Genomic DNA, 16,756 nt, shown 5'->3' on the forward strand with positions numbered 1-16,756 from the left:
GAGACGCCCCGTGCTCCGGGTGTGTAGCGTGCGCCCGGCCGTGCGCTCTTGGCCCCGCGGGAGCGCGAGCGCTTCCATGAGACCTGCGTGGGTCGGCCCACTGCGTACTGGAACGAGTGGGCTGGGGGATACCGCCGCCCCAATCCCCGCGGGCGGTGGACCGGTCCGGGAGGCGAATCCCGCCTCCCGGACCGAACGTTCGCCGGCGCCGGAGCCCGCTCGGGGCCCGCCTGAGGCCCGCTTGGGGGGCCGGGCGCCGCGCCGCGCCGCGTTCGGAGATTGGCTGAATGCTGCCCATCGGTTGTCGGTCGGGAGAGCGCCGTTTCTCCGCCACATGGCCAATGCCAGGGGCGCATTCCCCTTCGCGCGCACGCTTCCGTAGGCCCTCCCGTGCGCTGTTGTCATGGCAGCATGGTCCCGAACGGCTTCGGTTCGAGCTTCTCAGCTTGAGCTTCGACGCGGGATCATGGGCCAGGGACCGCACGATCCCGGTTCCAGGGGGCCCCGGTCCGGGCCCGATTGATCCACAGGCTGTGGAAGCGTGGAGGCGTCGATGCGGTGGTTGGTGGGATGGAGCAGTATCGCCGCCCGCTTCGGCACGGCCGGGGCGGTCGGCCCCGTCGGCGACTCCGAGAGCGGCAGCGTCCACCCGGTCGGCTCCCAACTCCTGTGGGGCGACCCGGATCCCCTGTGGGCCGTAGGCGACTGGCGCCCCGACGAGATCAGGGTCGTCACCGTGGACCCCTTCACCCGGCTCGCCGTACTCGGCTGCTGCGGAGCCACCGACGAGGAACTGCGCGTCGGCCTGTTCGCCGCGCGCGGCGGCGCGCTGCGCCATCTCACCGCCTGGTCCGGGAGTTACACCGCAGTCGCCCAGATCGGCCGCCGCGTCACCATCGCAGGCGACCTGGCCGGGGCGCGCCCCGTCTTCTACACCCCCTGGGCGAGCGGCACGGCGTACGCCACCGCCGCCCTGCCGCTCGCCGACCTCATCGAGGCCCAGCTCGACATCGGCCACCTCGCCGCGCTCCTCGCCTGCCCCGAGACCCCGGAGGCGCTGCGCGACTCCACCCCGTACGAAGGCGTCAAGCGCATCCCGCCGGGGCACGCGCTCGTCCTGCGCGAGGGGTCGCGCGAGATCACCGGGTACGAACCGGTCGCCTCCCTCGCCGTCGCCGGCCCCCAGCGCGACCCGGACCTGGCCGTCGAAGGCGTACGGGACGCCCTCGTCGACTCCGTACGCGCCCGCCTCCTGGCACCGCGCCACGCCCCCGAGACCCTGCCGCAGGACCCCGGGCCCGTCCCCGGCATGGGCCCCGCCGACCGGCGCGCCGCACGCGGGGGCGCCGGACCCGTCCCCGGCATCGGCGCCGACCTCTCCGGCGGCAGCGCCTCCGGCACCCTCGCGCTGCTCGCCGCCGGACTGCCCGGCGCGCCCGGCACGATCCTCGGGCACGGCACCGGCGCGGGGGAGCGGCTGCTCGCCGTCACCTTCAACGACCTGTCCACGGCGGGCCGCGACGAGGCCGAACTGGAACGGGCCAGAGCCATCGCCGCCAACCCCCGGCTGCACCACGTGGTCGTCGCGGCGGGCGAGGAGGCCCTGCCCTACGCCGAGCTGGAGGGCCCGCTCACCGACGAGCCGGGCCCCTCCCTGGTCGCGGCCGAACGCCACCGGCGGCGCCTCGCCGCGGGCAGCGCGGACCACTTCACCGGGGCGGGCGCCCGCGAGGTCCTCGACGCGCACCCGGCGCGCCTGGCCGATCTGCTCCTGGACCGCCGCAGACGCCACCTCCTGGCCCCGGTCACCGCACTGGCCAAGGCCGAAGGCCCGTCGCCCGCCTCGCTGTTCATCCCGGTGACCGTCTACCGGGCGGCGCGCAGACTGGCCCGTACGCCCTACCGCACCGGCCTCGAAGAGGCCGCCGCCCGGCTCCCCGAGGCGAACCGGGCGCTCCTGTCCGCCGCGTCGAACAGCCCGCTCGGCGCCTCGCTCGCCGCGCTCACCTGGTCACGGCCGGGGCCCGCCGCCCGCTGGCTGACCGGGGAGGCGCTGGCCGAAGTATCGGTTCGCCTGCTGTCCGGCGCGACCCGCCCCACCTCCGTCCAGCGCCCCGGCGAGGCCCGCGCCCGCGCCGCCCTCGCCCGCTTCGCCGCCGACCACCGGGTCTTCGAGCAGGCGGGCGAGATCCGCAGCCAGCGGCTGCACGCGCCCTTCCTCGACAACCAGGTCGTACGGGCCTGCCGCGAACTCCCCGAAGCGCTAAGGGTCCAGCCGGGCGCCCGCGCCGAGATCCTCCGTACGGTTCTGGCCGGCACGGGCATCCACGACCTCCCCCCGGGCTGGGGCGCCACCTCCCGCGCGGGCTCGGCGGCGGCCACCCGGGTCGGCCTGCGCGCCTCCATCGGCGACCTGATCACCCTCTTCGACGCCCCCCTCCTCGCCGACGCGGGCCTGGTCGAGGCCCGCGTCGTCCGCAAGGCCCTGCGCGCGGCGGCCGAGGGCGAACCGGTCCCGCTGGACGGCATAGCGGACCTGGTCTCCACGGAACTCTGGCTGCGCCGGCTCCTCTCCCGCCGGGGCACCTGCTGGACGGGCACGGCGGCCCCGCGCCAGCGCGCGGTCGCGGGCGGCGTGGTCCCGCGCCCGACGCTGCGGTCGTAGCGGCCTCACGGACTGAGCCCCGCGTCCGCACTCTCCGGGGGAGACATGGCCAGTAGGTTCACCGAGTTGGTCGTCGACTGCCACGATCCGGAGCGGCTCGCGGCCTTCTGGTGCGCGGTCCTGGACTTCACGGTGATCGACCGGAGCGAGGGCAAGGCCGAGATCGGTTCCTGGGAGCCGACCGTCGAGGAGGTCCTGGCAGCACCGGTCCCGAGGCGCGGTGACCGTGGGCGGGCGGTCAGCCCGGAGAGTGACGGCCGGCCGCCCTGACGGAGCCTCACGGGCCACGGCCCGCGAGGCTCCGTCACCGCCCTCAGCCCGAGAGGGTGGCCCAGACGACCTTGCCCACCCCGCCTTCCCGCTCGCTGACGCCCCACTGATCGGCGAGCGCCTCCACGATGACGAGACCCCGCCCCTCGCACGCGTCCAGCTCGGGCGCTTGCGGCCTGGGCTGCTCGCGCGAGGCGTCATGCACCTCGATGCGCAGCCCGTGCGGCCCGGTGAGGTACCGGGTCTCGATCTCCCGCCCCGGCGAGACACGGGCATGCCGCGCCGCGTTGGTGAGCAGTTCGGAGAGGATCAGCAGGGCCGAGTCCTCCAGCCTGCTCAACCCCCAACCGGCCAGCGCCTTACGCAACTCCAGCCGCGCCAGCCCGACGGACGACGGATGCCGGTTCCACCGCAACACCACGGCGTCACTGCTGTGATCGCGTACGTGCGGTACGTGAGCCATCAGCCCGGCCCCCTCACCGTGAGGGCCGGGCCGAAGCCCTCGATCCCGCCTTCGGGAAGCCGGGGCCGCGACAGCGGCCTGAAGAGACGGACGATAAAGTCCATGCGTTGACGCTCCTTCGAAGTGTTGACCATGCCCTCGGACCGGTCGCGTCGGTCGCGAGGGTTTCTTCGTCAGGTGGCAGCGCAGCCCACCCCGGATCATCTCACTGTCACCGATGGTCGACAGTGTGTGATCGCGCTCAGCTTGCCCTCGCCGACTCGAAGAATGCAAGGGTTGCGAATCACTTCCAGGCGTTCGAGTGACTTGAATGGTTACACAGTGAACGTGCACACTCACGGAACGCACTGGAAGGCGAAGGAGTGTCACCGTGCCGGAGAAGCGACCCAATCCGCCCACCGTCAGGCTGCGCCGTCTGGCAGCCGAACTGCGCCGCCTGCGTACGGCGACGGCGCTGACGCGGGAGGAGGTGACGGCGAGGACCAACATCAACGCGGCCACCCTGTACCGCATCGAGAAGGCCAGGGCGCGACCTCAAAAGCGCACGCTGCTGGCCCTGTTGGACCTGTACGGGGCGACCGAGGCGCAGCGGGCCGACCTCTTGGCGGTCCAGAGCGGCTCGAACGACCAGGGCTGGTTGCGCCCGTACCACTCGGAGCTGCCCGAGGAGTACACCGCGTACATCGGCTTCGAGACGGAGGCTCGTACGGTCCGCAACTACGAGTCGCTGTTCGTGCCGGGCCTTGCACAGACGGAGCCCTACGCTCAAGCGGTCATCAGAGGTGTACTGCCCACGGCCAGTCAGAAAGAAGTGGCGCAGCGCGTCCAAGCTCGCGTGGAGCGACAGGTGTTGCTCACGAAGGAGCACCCGCTGCGGCTCTGGTCTATCGTTGATGAGGCTGCTCTTCGGCGGGTGGTCGGAGGGCGCGACGTGATGCGAGGGCAAGCGAAACACCTGCTCCAACTCATGGAGGAGCCCCACGTCACCTTCCAGGTGATCCCTTTTGAGAAGGGCGCTCATGCGGCGATGACCGGTAGCTTCGTTCACATGGACTTCCCGGATCCGGCAGATCCGGAACTGGTTTATGTGGACACCCCAGCCGGAGACTTGTTCCTTGAGTCGGAGGCGGAGATGCGCCGCTACAAGTCGATGTTCGAGCATCTGCAAGCGGTGGCCGTCGGGCCGGATGACAGCGCGGCCCTGTTGACCGAGATCGCGGCGGCGAGAGACTGAAGAAGAGAAGAGGGGGCTGGAAATGCAGTACGAAGCCACTGAGTCCGTATGGCGCAGGAGCAGCTACAGCAGTGGGAACGGCCAGTGCGTAGAGGTGCGCGACAACGCCCCTGGCGCCGTCCCCGTACGCGACAGCAAAAACCCGGGTGGCCCCCGCCTGGCCTTCGGCTCGGGCGCTTGGACGTCGTTCGTCGCGGCGCTCAGGGCCGACGACGGTTCCGAGGTCTGATCCTCGCCGGTCGGTCGGAGAGTACGGGTCGGCGGAACCCCGGTCTGAAGCGGCTCGTCGAGGACATCGGGCCACGCCGGAGGAGCCGCTCCGAGACGGAGCGGCAGCGACCCTCCACGCGGGCCGGACGCGTCAGGTCCCGGGAACGGCTCCTGCGGTTCGGCCGGATCGCTCCGGGGCCGGCGCGGTCGCCCCGCATGTCACCGCGAGCGACCCCGCCGCCGCGACGGCGGCGGAGCCGGCCGCCCGGATCACTCGGGTCGCTGGGCCATCAGCTCGTCGCCCGTGACCGTCCGGTCCGTACCGTCCGTGAGGGTGAGCGTGACGGTGCCGGTGATCAGGCCGTCCGGGTCGCCCTCCGGCCACCAGGCGGTCCACCGGCCGTCCTGCACCGTGGCGTGCACGGTCTTCCCGGAGTCGCGCACGGTGACGTCCTTGACGTCGGTGCCCACCGAGCCGAGCGCGTAGTTGAACTGGCCGTCGTCGCTGCCGCGGGCGCCCAGCGTGTCCAGGGTGACGGCCTCGGCGCCGACCTCGGCGGTCGGGTCGATGGCCATCGAGATGCCGGTGCCGTCCGAGGCGGCCAGGCAGTACGACGCGTCCTCGTCCCCCCACATGACGATCATGGAGGCGACCTTGCCGCGCACGTCGGCGTTGGCGATCGTGGGCGCGGGGCCGCCGGGGCGCTCCCCCGCCACCTCCAGGCACGCCTTCTCGGCGGCGGAGCCCTTGCCGGCGGAGATGTCCAGGGCGTTCGGGGTGGGCGTCCAGCTCGCCAGTTCCGACGACGGCAGCGGTCCGGAGCCGCCGAGGCCGGGCAGGCCGCCTGTCACCGCCACGAAGGCCACGCCCGCGGCGAGTCCGCCGGCCAGGGTGAACACCGTGCGCCGTACGAGCGGGCGGCGGAAGGCCGCGCCGGCCGACCGGGTGGGCTGCTCGGTGTCGCTCAGCACGGAGCGCAGCAGGGTCTCCTCGCGGTCGATCTCGGCGGCGGAGGGCTCGGTGCGGGGGGCGGCGTCCAGCTTGGCCAGACGGGAGAGAAGGTCGTTGGTCATGGTGTCTCCAGTCAGCGGGTCAGGGCGAGGGCGGGCGAAAGGGCGGTGTCTGCGGTGAGGCGCGCGGCCAGACGGCGCTTGGCGCGGGTGAGCCGCATGGCGTAGGCGGCACGGGTGCAGCCGAGGACCTTCGCCGCGTCCCGGGCGGAGAGTTCCTCCCAGACGTGCAGGGCGAGCACTTCCTGGTCCGTCGGGGTGAGTTCCTGCCAGGCGGCGCCGAGTTCGAGCCGGCTGTCCACCTGGTCCGACACATCGGGCGTGACCCGCGAAGCCGCGGTGTCGGGCGACTGCTGGATGTGCACTTCGAGCGCGGACCGGCGGCGCATGCCGCGCTGCGCGTTCAGCATGGCGTTGCGTGCGGTACGGAACAGCCAGGGGCGCGGATCCTCGGGCAGTTCGCTCCGGCGGCGCCACGCGGTGAGGAACGTTTCTCCGACGATGTCGTCGACGTTCATCGGGTGGGCGCGACGGCGTACGAAGCGCGACAGGTCCTCGTAGTGGGCCCGGTACACCTCGGTGAACTGGGCTTCGGTCTGGATGGGCATGGCGTCCTTTCCTCGCGTCTGCCCTTACGTGTCCACCACCCATGAAAGTGCAACAGGGCCCGGTCACCTTCGTATCGGCACCGTTCGGCCCCGGTCCGCGTCGACCGTCGTCGCTCGTCCCGGTGGCCGACGACGGGTGCGTACGGCTGGGAAACTGGACCGGTGAACCCCGTCGACCCCGTCGTCCTGCGCGTCCGCTTCGGCCTGACCCCGCTGGAGAGGATCAGGCCGTGGAGCGCCGAGCGTCCCGTGCCGCACTGGTTCGGACTGACCGACGGCTGGTACTGCCTCGACCTCGGCGGCCACGAGCTGCTGCGCTACTCCGAGCGCACGGTGGGGGAGTTGCGGGGCGGGAGCGAGGGCGGGCCGCCGCACCCGTACGTGGACTACTACGTCGTCCGCCTGTGGGAGGACCTGCTCGCGCTCGTGTCGGGCGCGCTGGAACCGGTGCCGCAGGACCTGGTGGCCGTGGCCGCCACCCTCTCGCCGGCGTGGGAGTGGCGCGACACCCCGGAGGCCGAGGTCGCTCTCGACTGGCACGGCGCGGGCCACCTGTACACCGGCTATCTGCGCGTCGCCCCGGACATCCGCTGCTGGCGCACCGTCGTCGGTACGGACGACACCGTCACCATGGCCTGGGAACACCAGCGGGACCCGGAGGGCGTCATCGAGTTCGCCGGCCCGCCGAAGGGCCGGGTGACCCTGCCCACGGGCGAGTTCCTCGCGGCGGTGACCGAACTGGACCGGGCGCTGCTGGCCGCGATGGACCGGCGCATCGACGCGCTGGAGGAGTCGGGTCCCGGGCACGGCGCCGAGACGGACGTGGCGGCGCTGCGCCGCGAACACCGGGACCGGGCCACCTGGTTGCGGCGGGCGCGCGAGCACGAGCGGCGTACCGACTGGGACGCCGTACGGACCGGTGTACGCCAGCTCCTCACCCCCGGGCTCAGCGACAACTGATCCGGGACCGCGCCCAGTCCGCGAGGGCGACGGCGCCGAAGGGCGTGTGCGGTTCCACGACCAGGCGGATGGTGCGCTGTCCGGAGATGCCCACCTGTACGGGAACCGCCGCGTCGCCGCCGTTCAGTACGGGGGAGCGCCAGAGGCGGGCGCCGTCGCCGTACAGGGAGAAGCGCACGGAGCCCTGGCCGAGCGTCATGTCGTCCACGCCGACCAGTGCCGCGTAGGTGGAGCAGCTCCGGTTGAGGTCGATGGTCACCGAGGACGCGGCGTGCATGGTGACGCCGTGGGCGTAGCGCGTGCCGCCGATGGACACGCTCGACCGCTGCCAGAGCCAGCCGCTCTCCGCGAGCCGCACCTCGGGCTCCTCGCCGTCGCCGAGGATGCCGTACGACAACTCGTTGACCTGGTAGTCGGCCGGTGCGGGCGGCGGTGGTGGCGGCTTCGGGCGGGAGGTCGGCTCCGGCGGGGGAGGCGGCGTGGGCGAGGGTTCGGGGGTCGTACGGCTCGGGCTCGGCGCGGGCTTCGTGGAGGGCGGGGGCGGCGTCGGGGTGGGCTTCTTCGCAATCGGAGCCGGAGTCAGGGCCGGAGCCGGGGCGGACGAGGCCGGGGGAGGCTCCGGGGGTGCGGGCGGCGCGGCCGGGGCGGACGACGGGACCGGCACCTGCGGTACGAGTGGCTGTGCGACCGGCGGTTTCTCCTGGGGCTTGGCGTCGGGCTGCGGGCTGCTGCCCGTCAGCGCGTACACCAGGCCGGCGGCGGCGGCGACCACCAGCAGCCCGGCGATCCCCGCCTTCACCGGGGCGCCCAGCCCCTCGGACGCGGCGCCCGCACCGCCGGCACCCGCACCCGCCGATCCGCCGGAGGCCCCACCCGCGGCTCCGCCCGCCGCCGCGGCTGCGCCCGCGCCCGCCGCTCCCGCGGCTCCGCCCGCCACGATGCCGGCCGCCTTGAGCGAGTACCCCGTCGCGAACCAGCCGATCACCGCGACCGGTAGCACCGCTGCCGGGATCACCGCGTTGACCTGCGCCAACTCACCGGCCGCGAGGCGGCACTTCGCGCACTCCTCCAGGTGCTTGCGCAGCCCGCGCTCGGCGCGCATGCGCAGGCCGCCCCGGGCATACGCGCCGAGCCGGTCGGCGTACCGCGAGCAGTCGCCCTCCGAGGTCAGCGCCGAGCTGACATGCGCCTGGAGATACGCCTGCTTGAGGCCCTCGCGCGCCCGACTGGCCAGTACGGCCGTGGCGTTGGCGGTCAGCCCGAAGAGCGGCGCGATCTTGCTCGGCGACTCCTCCTCGACCGTGGTGTGCCACAGGACGGCCTGCCAGCGCTCCGGCAGGCTGCGGAACGCCTGCATGGCCATGGACTGCTCGGCCTCGTGCATCGCCAGGACGTCCGCGCCCAGATCGAGGGTGTCCTCGGCCGAGACCTCGGAGGTACGGGTGGCCTGCGCGGCGAACAGGGCGAAATCGTCGACCAGTTGCTCGCGCTTCGCGGACTTCGTCCAGGACGCCGCCACTCGCCGTACGGTCGTCAGCAGATAGGCGCGCACCGCCTGCTCGGGCCCGGCCCCGCCCCGTACCGCCTGGAGCGTACGGGCGAACACCTCGGCCGTCAGGTCGTCCGCAGTGTGCGCGTCGCGGCAGCAGGTACGCGCGTACCTGCGCACCGGATCCGAGTGGCGGCGGAACAACTCCTCGTACGCGCTGTCGTCGCCGTCCCGCATCCGCCGGATCAGATCGGCGTCCGAGGGAGGCGGCCCGCCCCGGCCCGGTTCCCCCGGCGCCGCCGGCCGCCCGGGCGTCGGTGGTCCGGGGACGGACGGTCCGGGGAGCGGCGACCCGCCGGCGCGCTCGCGCTGGGTGGGGACGCTGCCGTCCGGCTCGCCGGACCGGTCCTGGGCACCCGGCCCCACCGCACCGGTCGCGGGATGCGGGACGACCGGCCCGGGATACCCCGAGGGCCCCACGGGACCCACCGGCCCGCCTTGCCCCGGAACACCCGGAACACCAGAAGGCTCTTTCGGCCCGCCCTGGTTCGGCACGTGGCGAGGAGACGCCACATCGTCGGATCCCGTGCCGTCACCGGAGCCACCGGCGGTACGGTCGGCACCGTCGGCGGCACTGCCGTCCAGCGGCTCGTCCCGTCCGTCACCGCTCATCGCGGAAACCCCCGCACGTGCCCCGTACGCACCGCCTCTGACCCAAACACCGGGCCAGCGTGCCACAGCGCGCCACGCCGGACCCAGGGCTTCGATCCCCGCGCCACTCGTCCGGGGGGCTTTCACCGATGGCGGCTTTAACCTTCACCCTTTCGGGGAAAGATCAACGCCGCACATCGGCAAGCCAGTTCGAAAGAGCCGGTGCGCCGGTGCGCACCGGCCCCCGCCGCGCGAGCGTGAGCATCACGCGGCACCGAACTACACGGGCCGGGACCGCAGCCCCTCCAGCAGGATGTCCAGCAGTCGCGCCGAAGCCGCCGCCTGCTGCACCGCGTCCGGCAGCGTGGGCGCCGCCGTCGCGATCACCAGCAGGACGTCCGCCACGGTCACATCACCGCGCAGCTCACCGGCCGCCCGTGCCCGCTCCACCAACTGCCCCACGACACCGAGCAGTTCGACGACGCCAGGGTCGTCCAGATCGCCCGCCGGGGCTGAGACCGAAGCCGACGGCGATGACGGGACCCGCGAACCGACGACCCGAAGATCGGGCTGACCCGCCTGCCGCTGCTGCGGCACCCGCGCCTCGTCCGCCGCCACGCCCCGCCCGGCCACCGCGCCGTCCGCGCCGTCCGCGTCCGCCCCGACACGCAGCACCTGCGGAGGCAGCAGCCGCCCCGCGCCCGACGCCACCGAAGTGCGCAGGAAGCGGGAGAGCGCGGACCACGGCTCTTCCTCCTGGCCCAGCGCCGTACGCGCCTGGTCGGTCAGCCGGGAGGTCTCCTCCTCGGCTATTCGCCTGACCAGCACGTCCTTGCTGGGGAAGCGCCGGTAGACCGTACCGACCCCGACCCGGGCGCGCCGCGCCACGTCCTCCATGGGAGCCCCGTACCCCAACTCGCCGAACACCTCACGAGCCGCGCGCAGTACGTGCTCCAGATTGCGCTGTGCGTCCACGCGAAGGGGTGCGGCACGCCCTGCTCCGCCGCCCCCCACCGCACCCAGTCGTCGCTCGTCGGCCACCCGTCCGTCACCCTCCGTGACGACGCCGGCCTGCCAATGAGAATCCTGAATGTGCATAAGCGTTCCCCCGGTAATGATGTCTCCCCCCGGAGACTCCCCGCCTGGCTGCCGGGTTCCCGGTCCGGTCACCGGCCGGACACCCCGACGAGGTACGAACATAGTTGAGCCCGGGGCAATTCAGAAGAGGGTAGTTCCGCACGGAGCGCCCCCCGATCGGAGCAAGGACCGGAACATGCCTGATTCGTCCCCCGCCCTTCCCCCGTGCCGCCCCCGCTGACCTGCGCGCCTCCGCCCGTCACCGCGCCGTCGCCCGCCCGCGACCGGCCGAGCCCGCCGACGATCTCCGGTCATACAATGCGTCGCGCCTGTGGACAAACAACGGCGCCGGGTGCGTCATGGGAAGGTGACGGCTGAGATCTCCCGGGGAACGACCCCCGCACCCGCGTCCGAGGCACCGCCGCCCGAGGCATGTCCGCCCAAGGTCCGCGTCCTGGTGGTCGGCGGCGGCTACGTCGGGATGTACACCGCCCTGCGGCTCCAGCGGAAGCTCAAGCAGCGGCTGAAGAGCGGTGAGGCCGAGATCGTCGTGGTGTCGCCCGATCCGTACATGACGTATCAGCCGTTCCTCCCCGAGGCCGCCGCCGGCAACATCTCGCCCCGCCACGTCGTGGTCCCGCTCCGCCGCGTGCTCGACCAGTGCCAGATCCTCATCGGCGAGGCCACCGCCATCGACCACGCCAAGCGCACCGCGACCCTGCGCACCCTCGCCTCCGAGGAGGAGCGCACCGGCACCGTCGACCTCACGTACGACGAACTCGTCCTCGCCCCGGGCTCCATCTCCCGGACCCTCCCCGTTCCCGGACTCGCCGAGCACGGCATCGGTTTCAAGACCGTCGAGGAGTCCATCGGCCTGCGCAACCACGTCATCGAACAGATGGACATCGCCTCCTCCACCCGCGACCCCGCGATCCGCGACGCCGCCCTCACCTTCGTCTTCGTCGGCGGCGGCTACGCGGGCGTCGAGGCGCTCGCCGAGCTGGAGGACATGGCCCGCTACGCCTCGCGGTACTACCACAACATCAAGGCCGACGACATGAAGTGGATCCTCGTCGAGGCCACCGGCCGGATCCTCCCCGAGGTCGGCGACGTGATGGGCAAGTACGCGGTACGGGAGCTGCGCGCCCGCAACATCGACGTACGGCTCGACACCCGCCTGGACTCCTGCGAGGACCGCGTCGCCGTCCTCAGCGACGGCGCCCGCTTCCCCACCCGTACGGTCGTGTGGACCGCGGGCGTCAAGCCGCACCCCGTCCTCGCCGCCACCGACCTGCCGCTCGACGGCCGCGGCCGGCTCCGCTGCACCGCGCAACTCGCCGTCGAGGGCACCGAACACGCCTGGGCGGCCGGCGACGCCGCCGGCGTACCCGATCTGACCTCGGACGAACCCGGGAAGGAGTGCGCGCCCAACGCGCAGCACGCCGTACGGCAGGCCAGAGTTCTCGCCGAGAACATCCTCGCTTCCCTGCGCGGCGCACCGCTCCAGGACTACCGTCACGCCTACGCGGGATCGGTCGCGTCGCTCGGTCTCCACAAGGGCGTGGCGCACGTCTACGGCCGGAAGCTCAAGGGCTATCCGGCCTGGCTGATGCACCGCGTGTACCACCTCAGCCGTGTTCCCACCTTCAACAGGAAGGCCCGCGTCCTCGCGGAATGGACCCTGTCCGGGCTCTTCAAACGGGAGATCGTCTCCCTCGGCTCACTGGAACACCCGCGCGCCGAATTCGAATGGGCCGCAGGCGGCGAACGATCCCGTGGCGCCGACCGTTCCCAGGGAAGCGGCCGTTCCCAAGGGACCGACCGTCCCCGGGGAACCGACCGTTCGGAGAGGACCGAGGGTTCACCAGGACCCGAGGAGGCGTGAGGCAGGAGGACCCGGCGACCCGGACGACCTCCGGCCCCCCGCATCCCCCCGCGTCCCTGTCAGTGCGGTCGGTCACACTGGACGTGTGACCATAGGTGGGCCCACATCTGCACAGAGTGATCCGGCCCGACAGCCCCGCCGCCCGGCCATGACCAACAGCACGACACACGACACCATGAGGCCAGAGAATCCGTGAACTTCACGCGTTGGAGCGCCCGGCTCCCCGGTACACAGCGCCGCGCCGCCGCGCGGACGGACCGCGGTTCCGTGCCGGCGGCCCGTGGTGAGTACGAACAGAAGCCCGAGCCTGCGGCGGACATTCCCGCGCTCCCCTCCATCCCGTCGCTCGACGAGCTGTCCGTGCGGGAGATCCTCGGCGAACTGCCCGCCCTGGTCGCCCTGGTGTACGGCGCCGACCACCGCGTGGCGTACGTGAACGACGCGTACGCGTCGACGTTCGGCCCGCGCCCCCTGGGCGCCACCGCGGCCGAGAGCTGCCCCGAGCTGGCGGAGCTGGGCCTGCTCCCGCTGCTCGACCAGGTCCGGCGCAGCGGCACGTCACGCACCGTCAAGTCCCGCAAGGCACAGAGCCACCGGGACCGCACGGCCCGTACGGACCGCCCCGACCGTACGGAGGGCTCCTACACGGTCACCTGCTCCCCCGTCACCTGCCAGGGCACCGCGGGCATCCTCGTCCACGCCGCCGACGTCACCGACCACGCCGAGGCTGCCGAGCGGCTGCGCACCAGCGAGCAGCGCCACCGCCGTACGGTCGTCACCCTCCAGCGCTCGCTGCTCCCGCAGGAGCTGGAGCAGCCCGACGACCTGCGCGTCGCCGCCACCTACCGGCCCGGCGGCGTGGACGCGGCGGTCGGCGGCGACTGGTACGACGTGATCACCCTCGGCGCCGGCCGTACGGCCCTGGTCATCGGCGACGTCATGGGCCGCGGCGTGCGCGCCGCCGCCGTCATGGGGCAGTTGCGCACCGCCGTCCGCGCCTACGCCCGGCTCGACCTGCCGCCGCACGAAGTGCTCCAGCTCCTCGACGGACTCGCCGCGGAGATCGACGCCAGCCAGATCGCCACCTGCGTCTACGCCGTCCACGACCCCAACGAGGGCCGTCTCGTCTACGCCTCGGCCGGCCATCTGCCCATCCTGGTCCGCGCGGAGGACGGCTCCGTCGAGCGCGCCGAGGATCCGACGGGCCCGCCGCTCGGCACCGGCGGCTGGCTCCACACCTCGGGCTCGATCGGCCTCCCGCCCGGCTCCACGGCCGTCCTCTACACGGACGGCCTGGTCGAGCGCCGCAGCGAGGACATCGACGAGGGCGTCGCCTCCCTGGAGCGCGCGCTGTCCGGCGCCCAGGGGTCTCCCCAGGTCGTCTGCGACCGGCTGATCCGCTCCCTCGGCGTGACCGACGACCACGACGACGACGTCGCGGTGCTCGTCCTCCAGCACCCTGCTCGTACGGGCGCGGACGCGGAGCTGTTCCACAACGCGGCGCTGGATCTGCTCGGCGGCGTCGAAGCCGCCCCGCGCGCCCGCGCCTTCGCGACGGGCGTGCTCTCCTCCTGGCGCTTCCCGGTCGAACTGCGCGATCTGGGGGTGCTCGCCACCAGCGAACTGGTCGCGAACTCCCTCCAGCACGGCACCCCGCCCATGCGCCTCAGACTCCGCCGCACGGACCGCCGGCTGATCATCGAGGTGACGGACGGGGACGACCACCTGCCCCGGCGGCGCCGCGCCGAACCGGCGGACGAGGCGGGCCGCGGCATCTCCATCATCGCGACGATCGCCTCGTCCTGGGGCTCACGCCGTACCCCCGGTGGCGGCAAGGCCGTCTGGTGCGAGTTCGCGCTGCCGCAGTGACGCAGTCCGCCCGTCCGTTCAGCGCACGGGCACACTCACGGCCACGGGGGTCGCGGGCTCGGGCATCCCCTGCGCCACGACCCGCGAGCCCGCCGCGAGCGACGGCTGGTCCTGTACGGGCGTGAGCTGCCGCCCCAGCCGCAGGGCGAGGACGGTGATACCGAGCGAGAAGAGCACGAACGTCACGATGTACGGGCCGTGCAGCGCGGCGCCCATCGGCCCGCCCACTGCCGGTCCCACCGCCAGCGCGACCTGCTTGACCAGCGCGAACGCCGAGTTGTACTGACCGACGGACTCGGCGGGCGCGAGATCGGCGACCAGCGGGGCGACCGTCGGCGACAGCATCGCCTCGCCGAGCCCGAACAGCGCGTACGTCGAGACGAACGCGGCCGTCGCCACCGTCTGGCCACCGTGCCCGAGCCCCGAGAACCCGGCGACGATCCAGGCGAGCGCCCAGATCACCCCGACCGCGGCGATCACCCGGCTGCGCCTGCGCCGCTCGACCAGCCGCAGGACGACGAACTGCGCGACCACGATCACCGCCGTGTTGGCGGCCAGCGCGATCCCGAGCGTCGAGGGATCGATCCCGGCCGCCTCGGTGCCGTACGCCGCCAGGCCCGACTCGAACTGCCCGTAACAGGCGAAGAAGAGCACGAAGCCCAGCAGGCACAGGTGCACCATGGCCCGGTGGCTCAGCAGGGCGCGCATCCCCTTCTTCGGGGCACCGGGCAGAGACGGGAGGGCGGCGGGGCGGGGCAGCCGGACGGTGCCGGCGATGGCCGCCAGGACGAGGAACATCACGGCTTCGACGGAGAAGAGCAGGACGAAGCTGCCGGGATCGCTCTCGTCGACGAGCTGCCCGCCGATCAGCCCGCCGACGCCGAGCCCGAGATTGGCCAGGAAGAACTGGGTGGCGAAGGCCCTGGTACGGGTCGACGGCGACGAGGACCAGACGATCATCGTGGCCAGCGCGGGCTGCATGACAGCGGTCCCGGCGCCGAGCAGCCCGGCGGCGGCCACGGCGGCCGGCACGCTGGCGGAGAGCCCCATGGCGAGCGCCCCGACGGCGGCGACGAGAGCGCCGCCCACCAGGACGGGCAGCGGACCGCGCCGGTCGATCACCCGCCCGATGAAGGGCAGCACCACCAGCGCGGCCAGCGCGAAGACCGCCAGGACGGCACCGGCCGTACTCGCGCCCAGCTCCCGCACCTGAGCCACGTACACATAGAGATACGGAACCGTGAATCCGAGGCCGAACGCGCTCAGCGCGTTCCCCGTCTGGATCCGGCGCATCGCCGAAGATGCGCCCATCGCCCTGGTCACACTCACCTACCTCAAAGGATCAAAGGGTCGAAGGATCAAGGGGTCGAAGACTCAACCTTGAAGACTTCAAAGCTAAACTTAGAAGCTAAACAGTACACAGAGAAGGACTTCAACGCCAACAGAGGCCGTGGCATACTGCCCCGATGTCCGACACCCCCGAGAAACCCGGCCCGCCGGATCTCCAGGAGCCGAGCCTCGACGAGCAGATCACCGCCTACCAGCGTGAGTTCCGCGATCTCGACCCCCAGGTGGAGCAGATCGTCTCGGCACTCGGCCGGCTGAACCGCCGTATGAACGTCGCGTACGGCAGACAGGTCGCCGACCTCGGCATCAGCAACGCCGAGTGGGAAGTCCTCAAGACCCTGGTCGTCGCGGGAGCCCCCTACCGTCTGGGCCCCGGCGAACTCGCCAAGCGACTCGGCCTCACCCCGGCCGCGATGACGCACCGCATCGACCGCATGGCGGGCGAGGGCCTGGTGACGCGCGACCGCGACGAGACGAACCGCGTCCGCGTGATCGTGGAGCTGACCGACGAAGGCCGTACGAAGTGGCTCGCGGCGATGCGCATGGCCTCGGACTTCGAGGAGGACTTGCTGCAGGACCTCACGGGTGACGAACGCGGAGTGCTCGGAGAGATGCTGATCCGCCTCCTCCGCCGCGTGGAACACGCCCAGCCGGACGCGGGCGGACGCCTGACCGACCTGGAGTGACGGGGCGTCGGCGGAGGGATGGCGGAGGGAGCGACAGCGGTTTGACACGCCCCCGGCCGGTCCGTAAGGTTCTTCGAGTTGTCACGGGGCCGGTACGGTTCCGCGACAGCCACTCCGCCGCAGTAGCGGCACCCAAAACACAGCATGATCCCCTGGCAGGGACGAATTTCGGCATGCCGAAATTCATTTCGAAGACTCGATTATGAGTCACCTGCGGAATCGGCTAAGGTTTGGAACGTCGGAACGGCCGCAGGGCCGGGAGGACAAGCCCCGCTGACTGGGAATCAGGCCCGAAAGGATCTGATAGAGTCGGACTCGCCGGAAAGGGAAA

Annotated in this window: 13 protein-coding genes and 1 pseudogene; 8 read left to right on the plus strand and 6 right to left on the minus strand. The window is 72.5% G+C overall.

Annotation, left to right across the window (positions count from 1 at the left end):
- The first annotated feature begins 553 nt into the window (after window positions 1-553).
- The gene (locus ACFXPL_RS31135) at window positions 554-2,665 is read left to right on the plus strand and encodes an asparagine synthase-related protein (RefSeq protein ID WP_384925889.1); all 2,112 of its coding nucleotides are present in this window, start codon (window positions 554-556) and stop codon (window positions 2,663-2,665) included.
- Between the two features lie 45 nt (window positions 2,666-2,710).
- Window positions 2,711-2,878, plus strand: a pseudogene (locus tag ACFXPL_RS31140) (VOC family protein); the annotation flags it as partial.
- A 100-nt stretch (window positions 2,879-2,978) separates the two neighbouring features.
- Here the strand turns inward: ACFXPL_RS31140 and ACFXPL_RS31145 are convergent.
- Window positions 2,979-3,398 carry an ATP-binding protein gene (locus tag ACFXPL_RS31145; protein WP_384925891.1) on the minus strand — a complete coding sequence of 140 codons (420 nt, stop codon included), beginning with the start codon at window positions 3,396-3,398 and terminating at the stop codon, window positions 2,979-2,981.
- 370 nt (window positions 3,399-3,768) lie between these two features.
- Here ACFXPL_RS31145 and ACFXPL_RS31150 point away from each other — a divergent pair, with 370 nt between their 5' ends.
- Together ACFXPL_RS31150 and ACFXPL_RS31155 are read left to right on the plus strand one after the other, a co-directional pair.
- Window positions 3,769-4,632 carry a helix-turn-helix domain-containing protein gene (locus ACFXPL_RS31150; protein ID WP_384925893.1) on the plus strand — a complete coding sequence of 288 codons (864 nt, stop codon included), beginning with the start codon at window positions 3,769-3,771 and terminating at the stop codon, window positions 4,630-4,632.
- A 22-nt stretch (window positions 4,633-4,654) separates the two neighbouring features.
- Window positions 4,655-4,861, plus strand: coding sequence for a DUF397 domain-containing protein (locus ACFXPL_RS31155; protein WP_384925895.1), 207 nt, complete (start codon window positions 4,655-4,657; stop codon window positions 4,859-4,861).
- A gap of 251 nt (window positions 4,862-5,112) precedes the next feature.
- On the opposite strand, the gene ACFXPL_RS31160 is transcribed toward ACFXPL_RS31155, so the two are convergent.
- On the minus strand, window positions 5,113-5,916 hold the full coding sequence (locus tag ACFXPL_RS31160) for a hypothetical protein (protein ID WP_384925897.1): 804 nt from the start codon (window positions 5,914-5,916) through the stop codon (window positions 5,113-5,115).
- Between the two features lie 11 nt (window positions 5,917-5,927).
- Entirely contained in the window at window positions 5,928-6,461 is a 534-nt protein-coding gene (locus ACFXPL_RS31165) for an RNA polymerase sigma factor (protein ID WP_384925899.1), read from the minus strand.
- A 162-nt stretch (window positions 6,462-6,623) separates the two neighbouring features.
- Here ACFXPL_RS31165 and ACFXPL_RS31170 point away from each other — a divergent pair, with 162 nt between their 5' ends.
- On the plus strand, window positions 6,624-7,421 hold the full coding sequence (locus ACFXPL_RS31170; protein ID WP_384925901.1) for a DUF5984 family protein: 798 nt from the start codon (window positions 6,624-6,626) through the stop codon (window positions 7,419-7,421).
- Here ACFXPL_RS31170 and ACFXPL_RS31175 read toward each other — a convergent pair.
- On the minus strand, window positions 7,408-9,582 hold the full coding sequence (locus tag ACFXPL_RS31175; RefSeq protein WP_384925903.1) for a sigma-70 family RNA polymerase sigma factor: 2,175 nt from the start codon (window positions 9,580-9,582) through the stop codon (window positions 7,408-7,410). The genes ACFXPL_RS31170 and ACFXPL_RS31175 overlap by 14 nt on opposite strands.
- Window positions 9,583-9,840: 258 nt before the next feature.
- Window positions 9,841-10,659, minus strand: coding sequence for a TetR/AcrR family transcriptional regulator (locus tag ACFXPL_RS31180; RefSeq protein ID WP_384925905.1), 819 nt, complete (start codon window positions 10,657-10,659; stop codon window positions 9,841-9,843).
- A 460-nt stretch (window positions 10,660-11,119) separates the two neighbouring features.
- On the opposite strand from ACFXPL_RS31180, the gene ACFXPL_RS31185 reads away from it, so the two are divergent.
- On the plus strand, window positions 11,120-12,523 hold the full coding sequence (locus ACFXPL_RS31185; protein WP_384925914.1) for an NAD(P)/FAD-dependent oxidoreductase: 1,404 nt from the start codon (window positions 11,120-11,122) through the stop codon (window positions 12,521-12,523).
- Between the two features lie 192 nt (window positions 12,524-12,715).
- Window positions 12,716-14,392 (plus strand): SpoIIE family protein phosphatase, encoded by a 1,677-nt coding sequence (locus ACFXPL_RS31190; protein ID WP_384925907.1) that lies wholly within the window; start codon window positions 12,716-12,718, stop codon window positions 14,390-14,392.
- An 18-nt stretch (window positions 14,393-14,410) separates the two neighbouring features.
- Here ACFXPL_RS31190 and ACFXPL_RS31195 read toward each other — a convergent pair whose 3' ends face one another.
- On the minus strand, window positions 14,411-15,703 hold the full coding sequence (locus ACFXPL_RS31195; protein WP_384925909.1) for an MFS transporter: 1,293 nt from the start codon (window positions 15,701-15,703) through the stop codon (window positions 14,411-14,413).
- A 155-nt stretch (window positions 15,704-15,858) separates the two neighbouring features.
- Here ACFXPL_RS31195 and ACFXPL_RS31200 point away from each other — a divergent pair, with 155 nt between their 5' ends.
- Window positions 15,859-16,425 (plus strand): MarR family winged helix-turn-helix transcriptional regulator, encoded by a 567-nt coding sequence (locus ACFXPL_RS31200; protein WP_384925911.1) that lies wholly within the window; start codon window positions 15,859-15,861, stop codon window positions 16,423-16,425.
- Window positions 16,426-16,756: the final 331 nt, after the last annotated feature.

This window comes from Streptomyces sp. NPDC059092 (assembly GCF_042756365.1).
GTDB lineage: Bacteria > Actinomycetota > Actinomycetes > Streptomycetales > Streptomycetaceae > Streptomyces.

Excerpts from the sequence above, each read along its gene's own strand:
- ACFXPL_RS31180 (WP_384925905.1), bottom strand. The coding sequence starts at position 10,659 with ATGCACATTCAGGATTCTCATTGGCAGGCCGGCGTCGTCACGGAGGGT.
- ACFXPL_RS31175 (WP_384925903.1), bottom strand. The coding sequence starts at position 9,582 with ATGAGCGGTGACGGACGGGACGAGCCGCTGGACGGCAGTGCCGCCGAC.
- ACFXPL_RS31155 (WP_384925895.1), top strand. The coding sequence starts at position 4,655 with ATGCAGTACGAAGCCACTGAGTCCGTATGGCGCAGGAGCAGCTACAGC.
- ACFXPL_RS31145 (WP_384925891.1), bottom strand. The coding sequence starts at position 3,398 with ATGGCTCACGTACCGCACGTACGCGATCACAGCAGTGACGCCGTGGTG.
- ACFXPL_RS31165 (WP_384925899.1), bottom strand. The coding sequence starts at position 6,461 with ATGCCCATCCAGACCGAAGCCCAGTTCACCGAGGTGTACCGGGCCCAC.
- ACFXPL_RS31135 (WP_384925889.1), top strand. The coding sequence starts at position 554 with ATGCGGTGGTTGGTGGGATGGAGCAGTATCGCCGCCCGCTTCGGCACG.
- ACFXPL_RS31200 (WP_384925911.1), top strand. The coding sequence starts at position 15,859 with ATGTCCGACACCCCCGAGAAACCCGGCCCGCCGGATCTCCAGGAGCCG.
- ACFXPL_RS31160 (WP_384925897.1), bottom strand. The coding sequence starts at position 5,916 with ATGACCAACGACCTTCTCTCCCGTCTGGCCAAGCTGGACGCCGCCCCC.
- ACFXPL_RS31195 (WP_384925909.1), bottom strand. The coding sequence starts at position 15,703 with ATGGGCGCATCTTCGGCGATGCGCCGGATCCAGACGGGGAACGCGCTG.
- ACFXPL_RS31185 (WP_384925914.1), top strand. The coding sequence starts at position 11,120 with ATGTACACCGCCCTGCGGCTCCAGCGGAAGCTCAAGCAGCGGCTGAAG.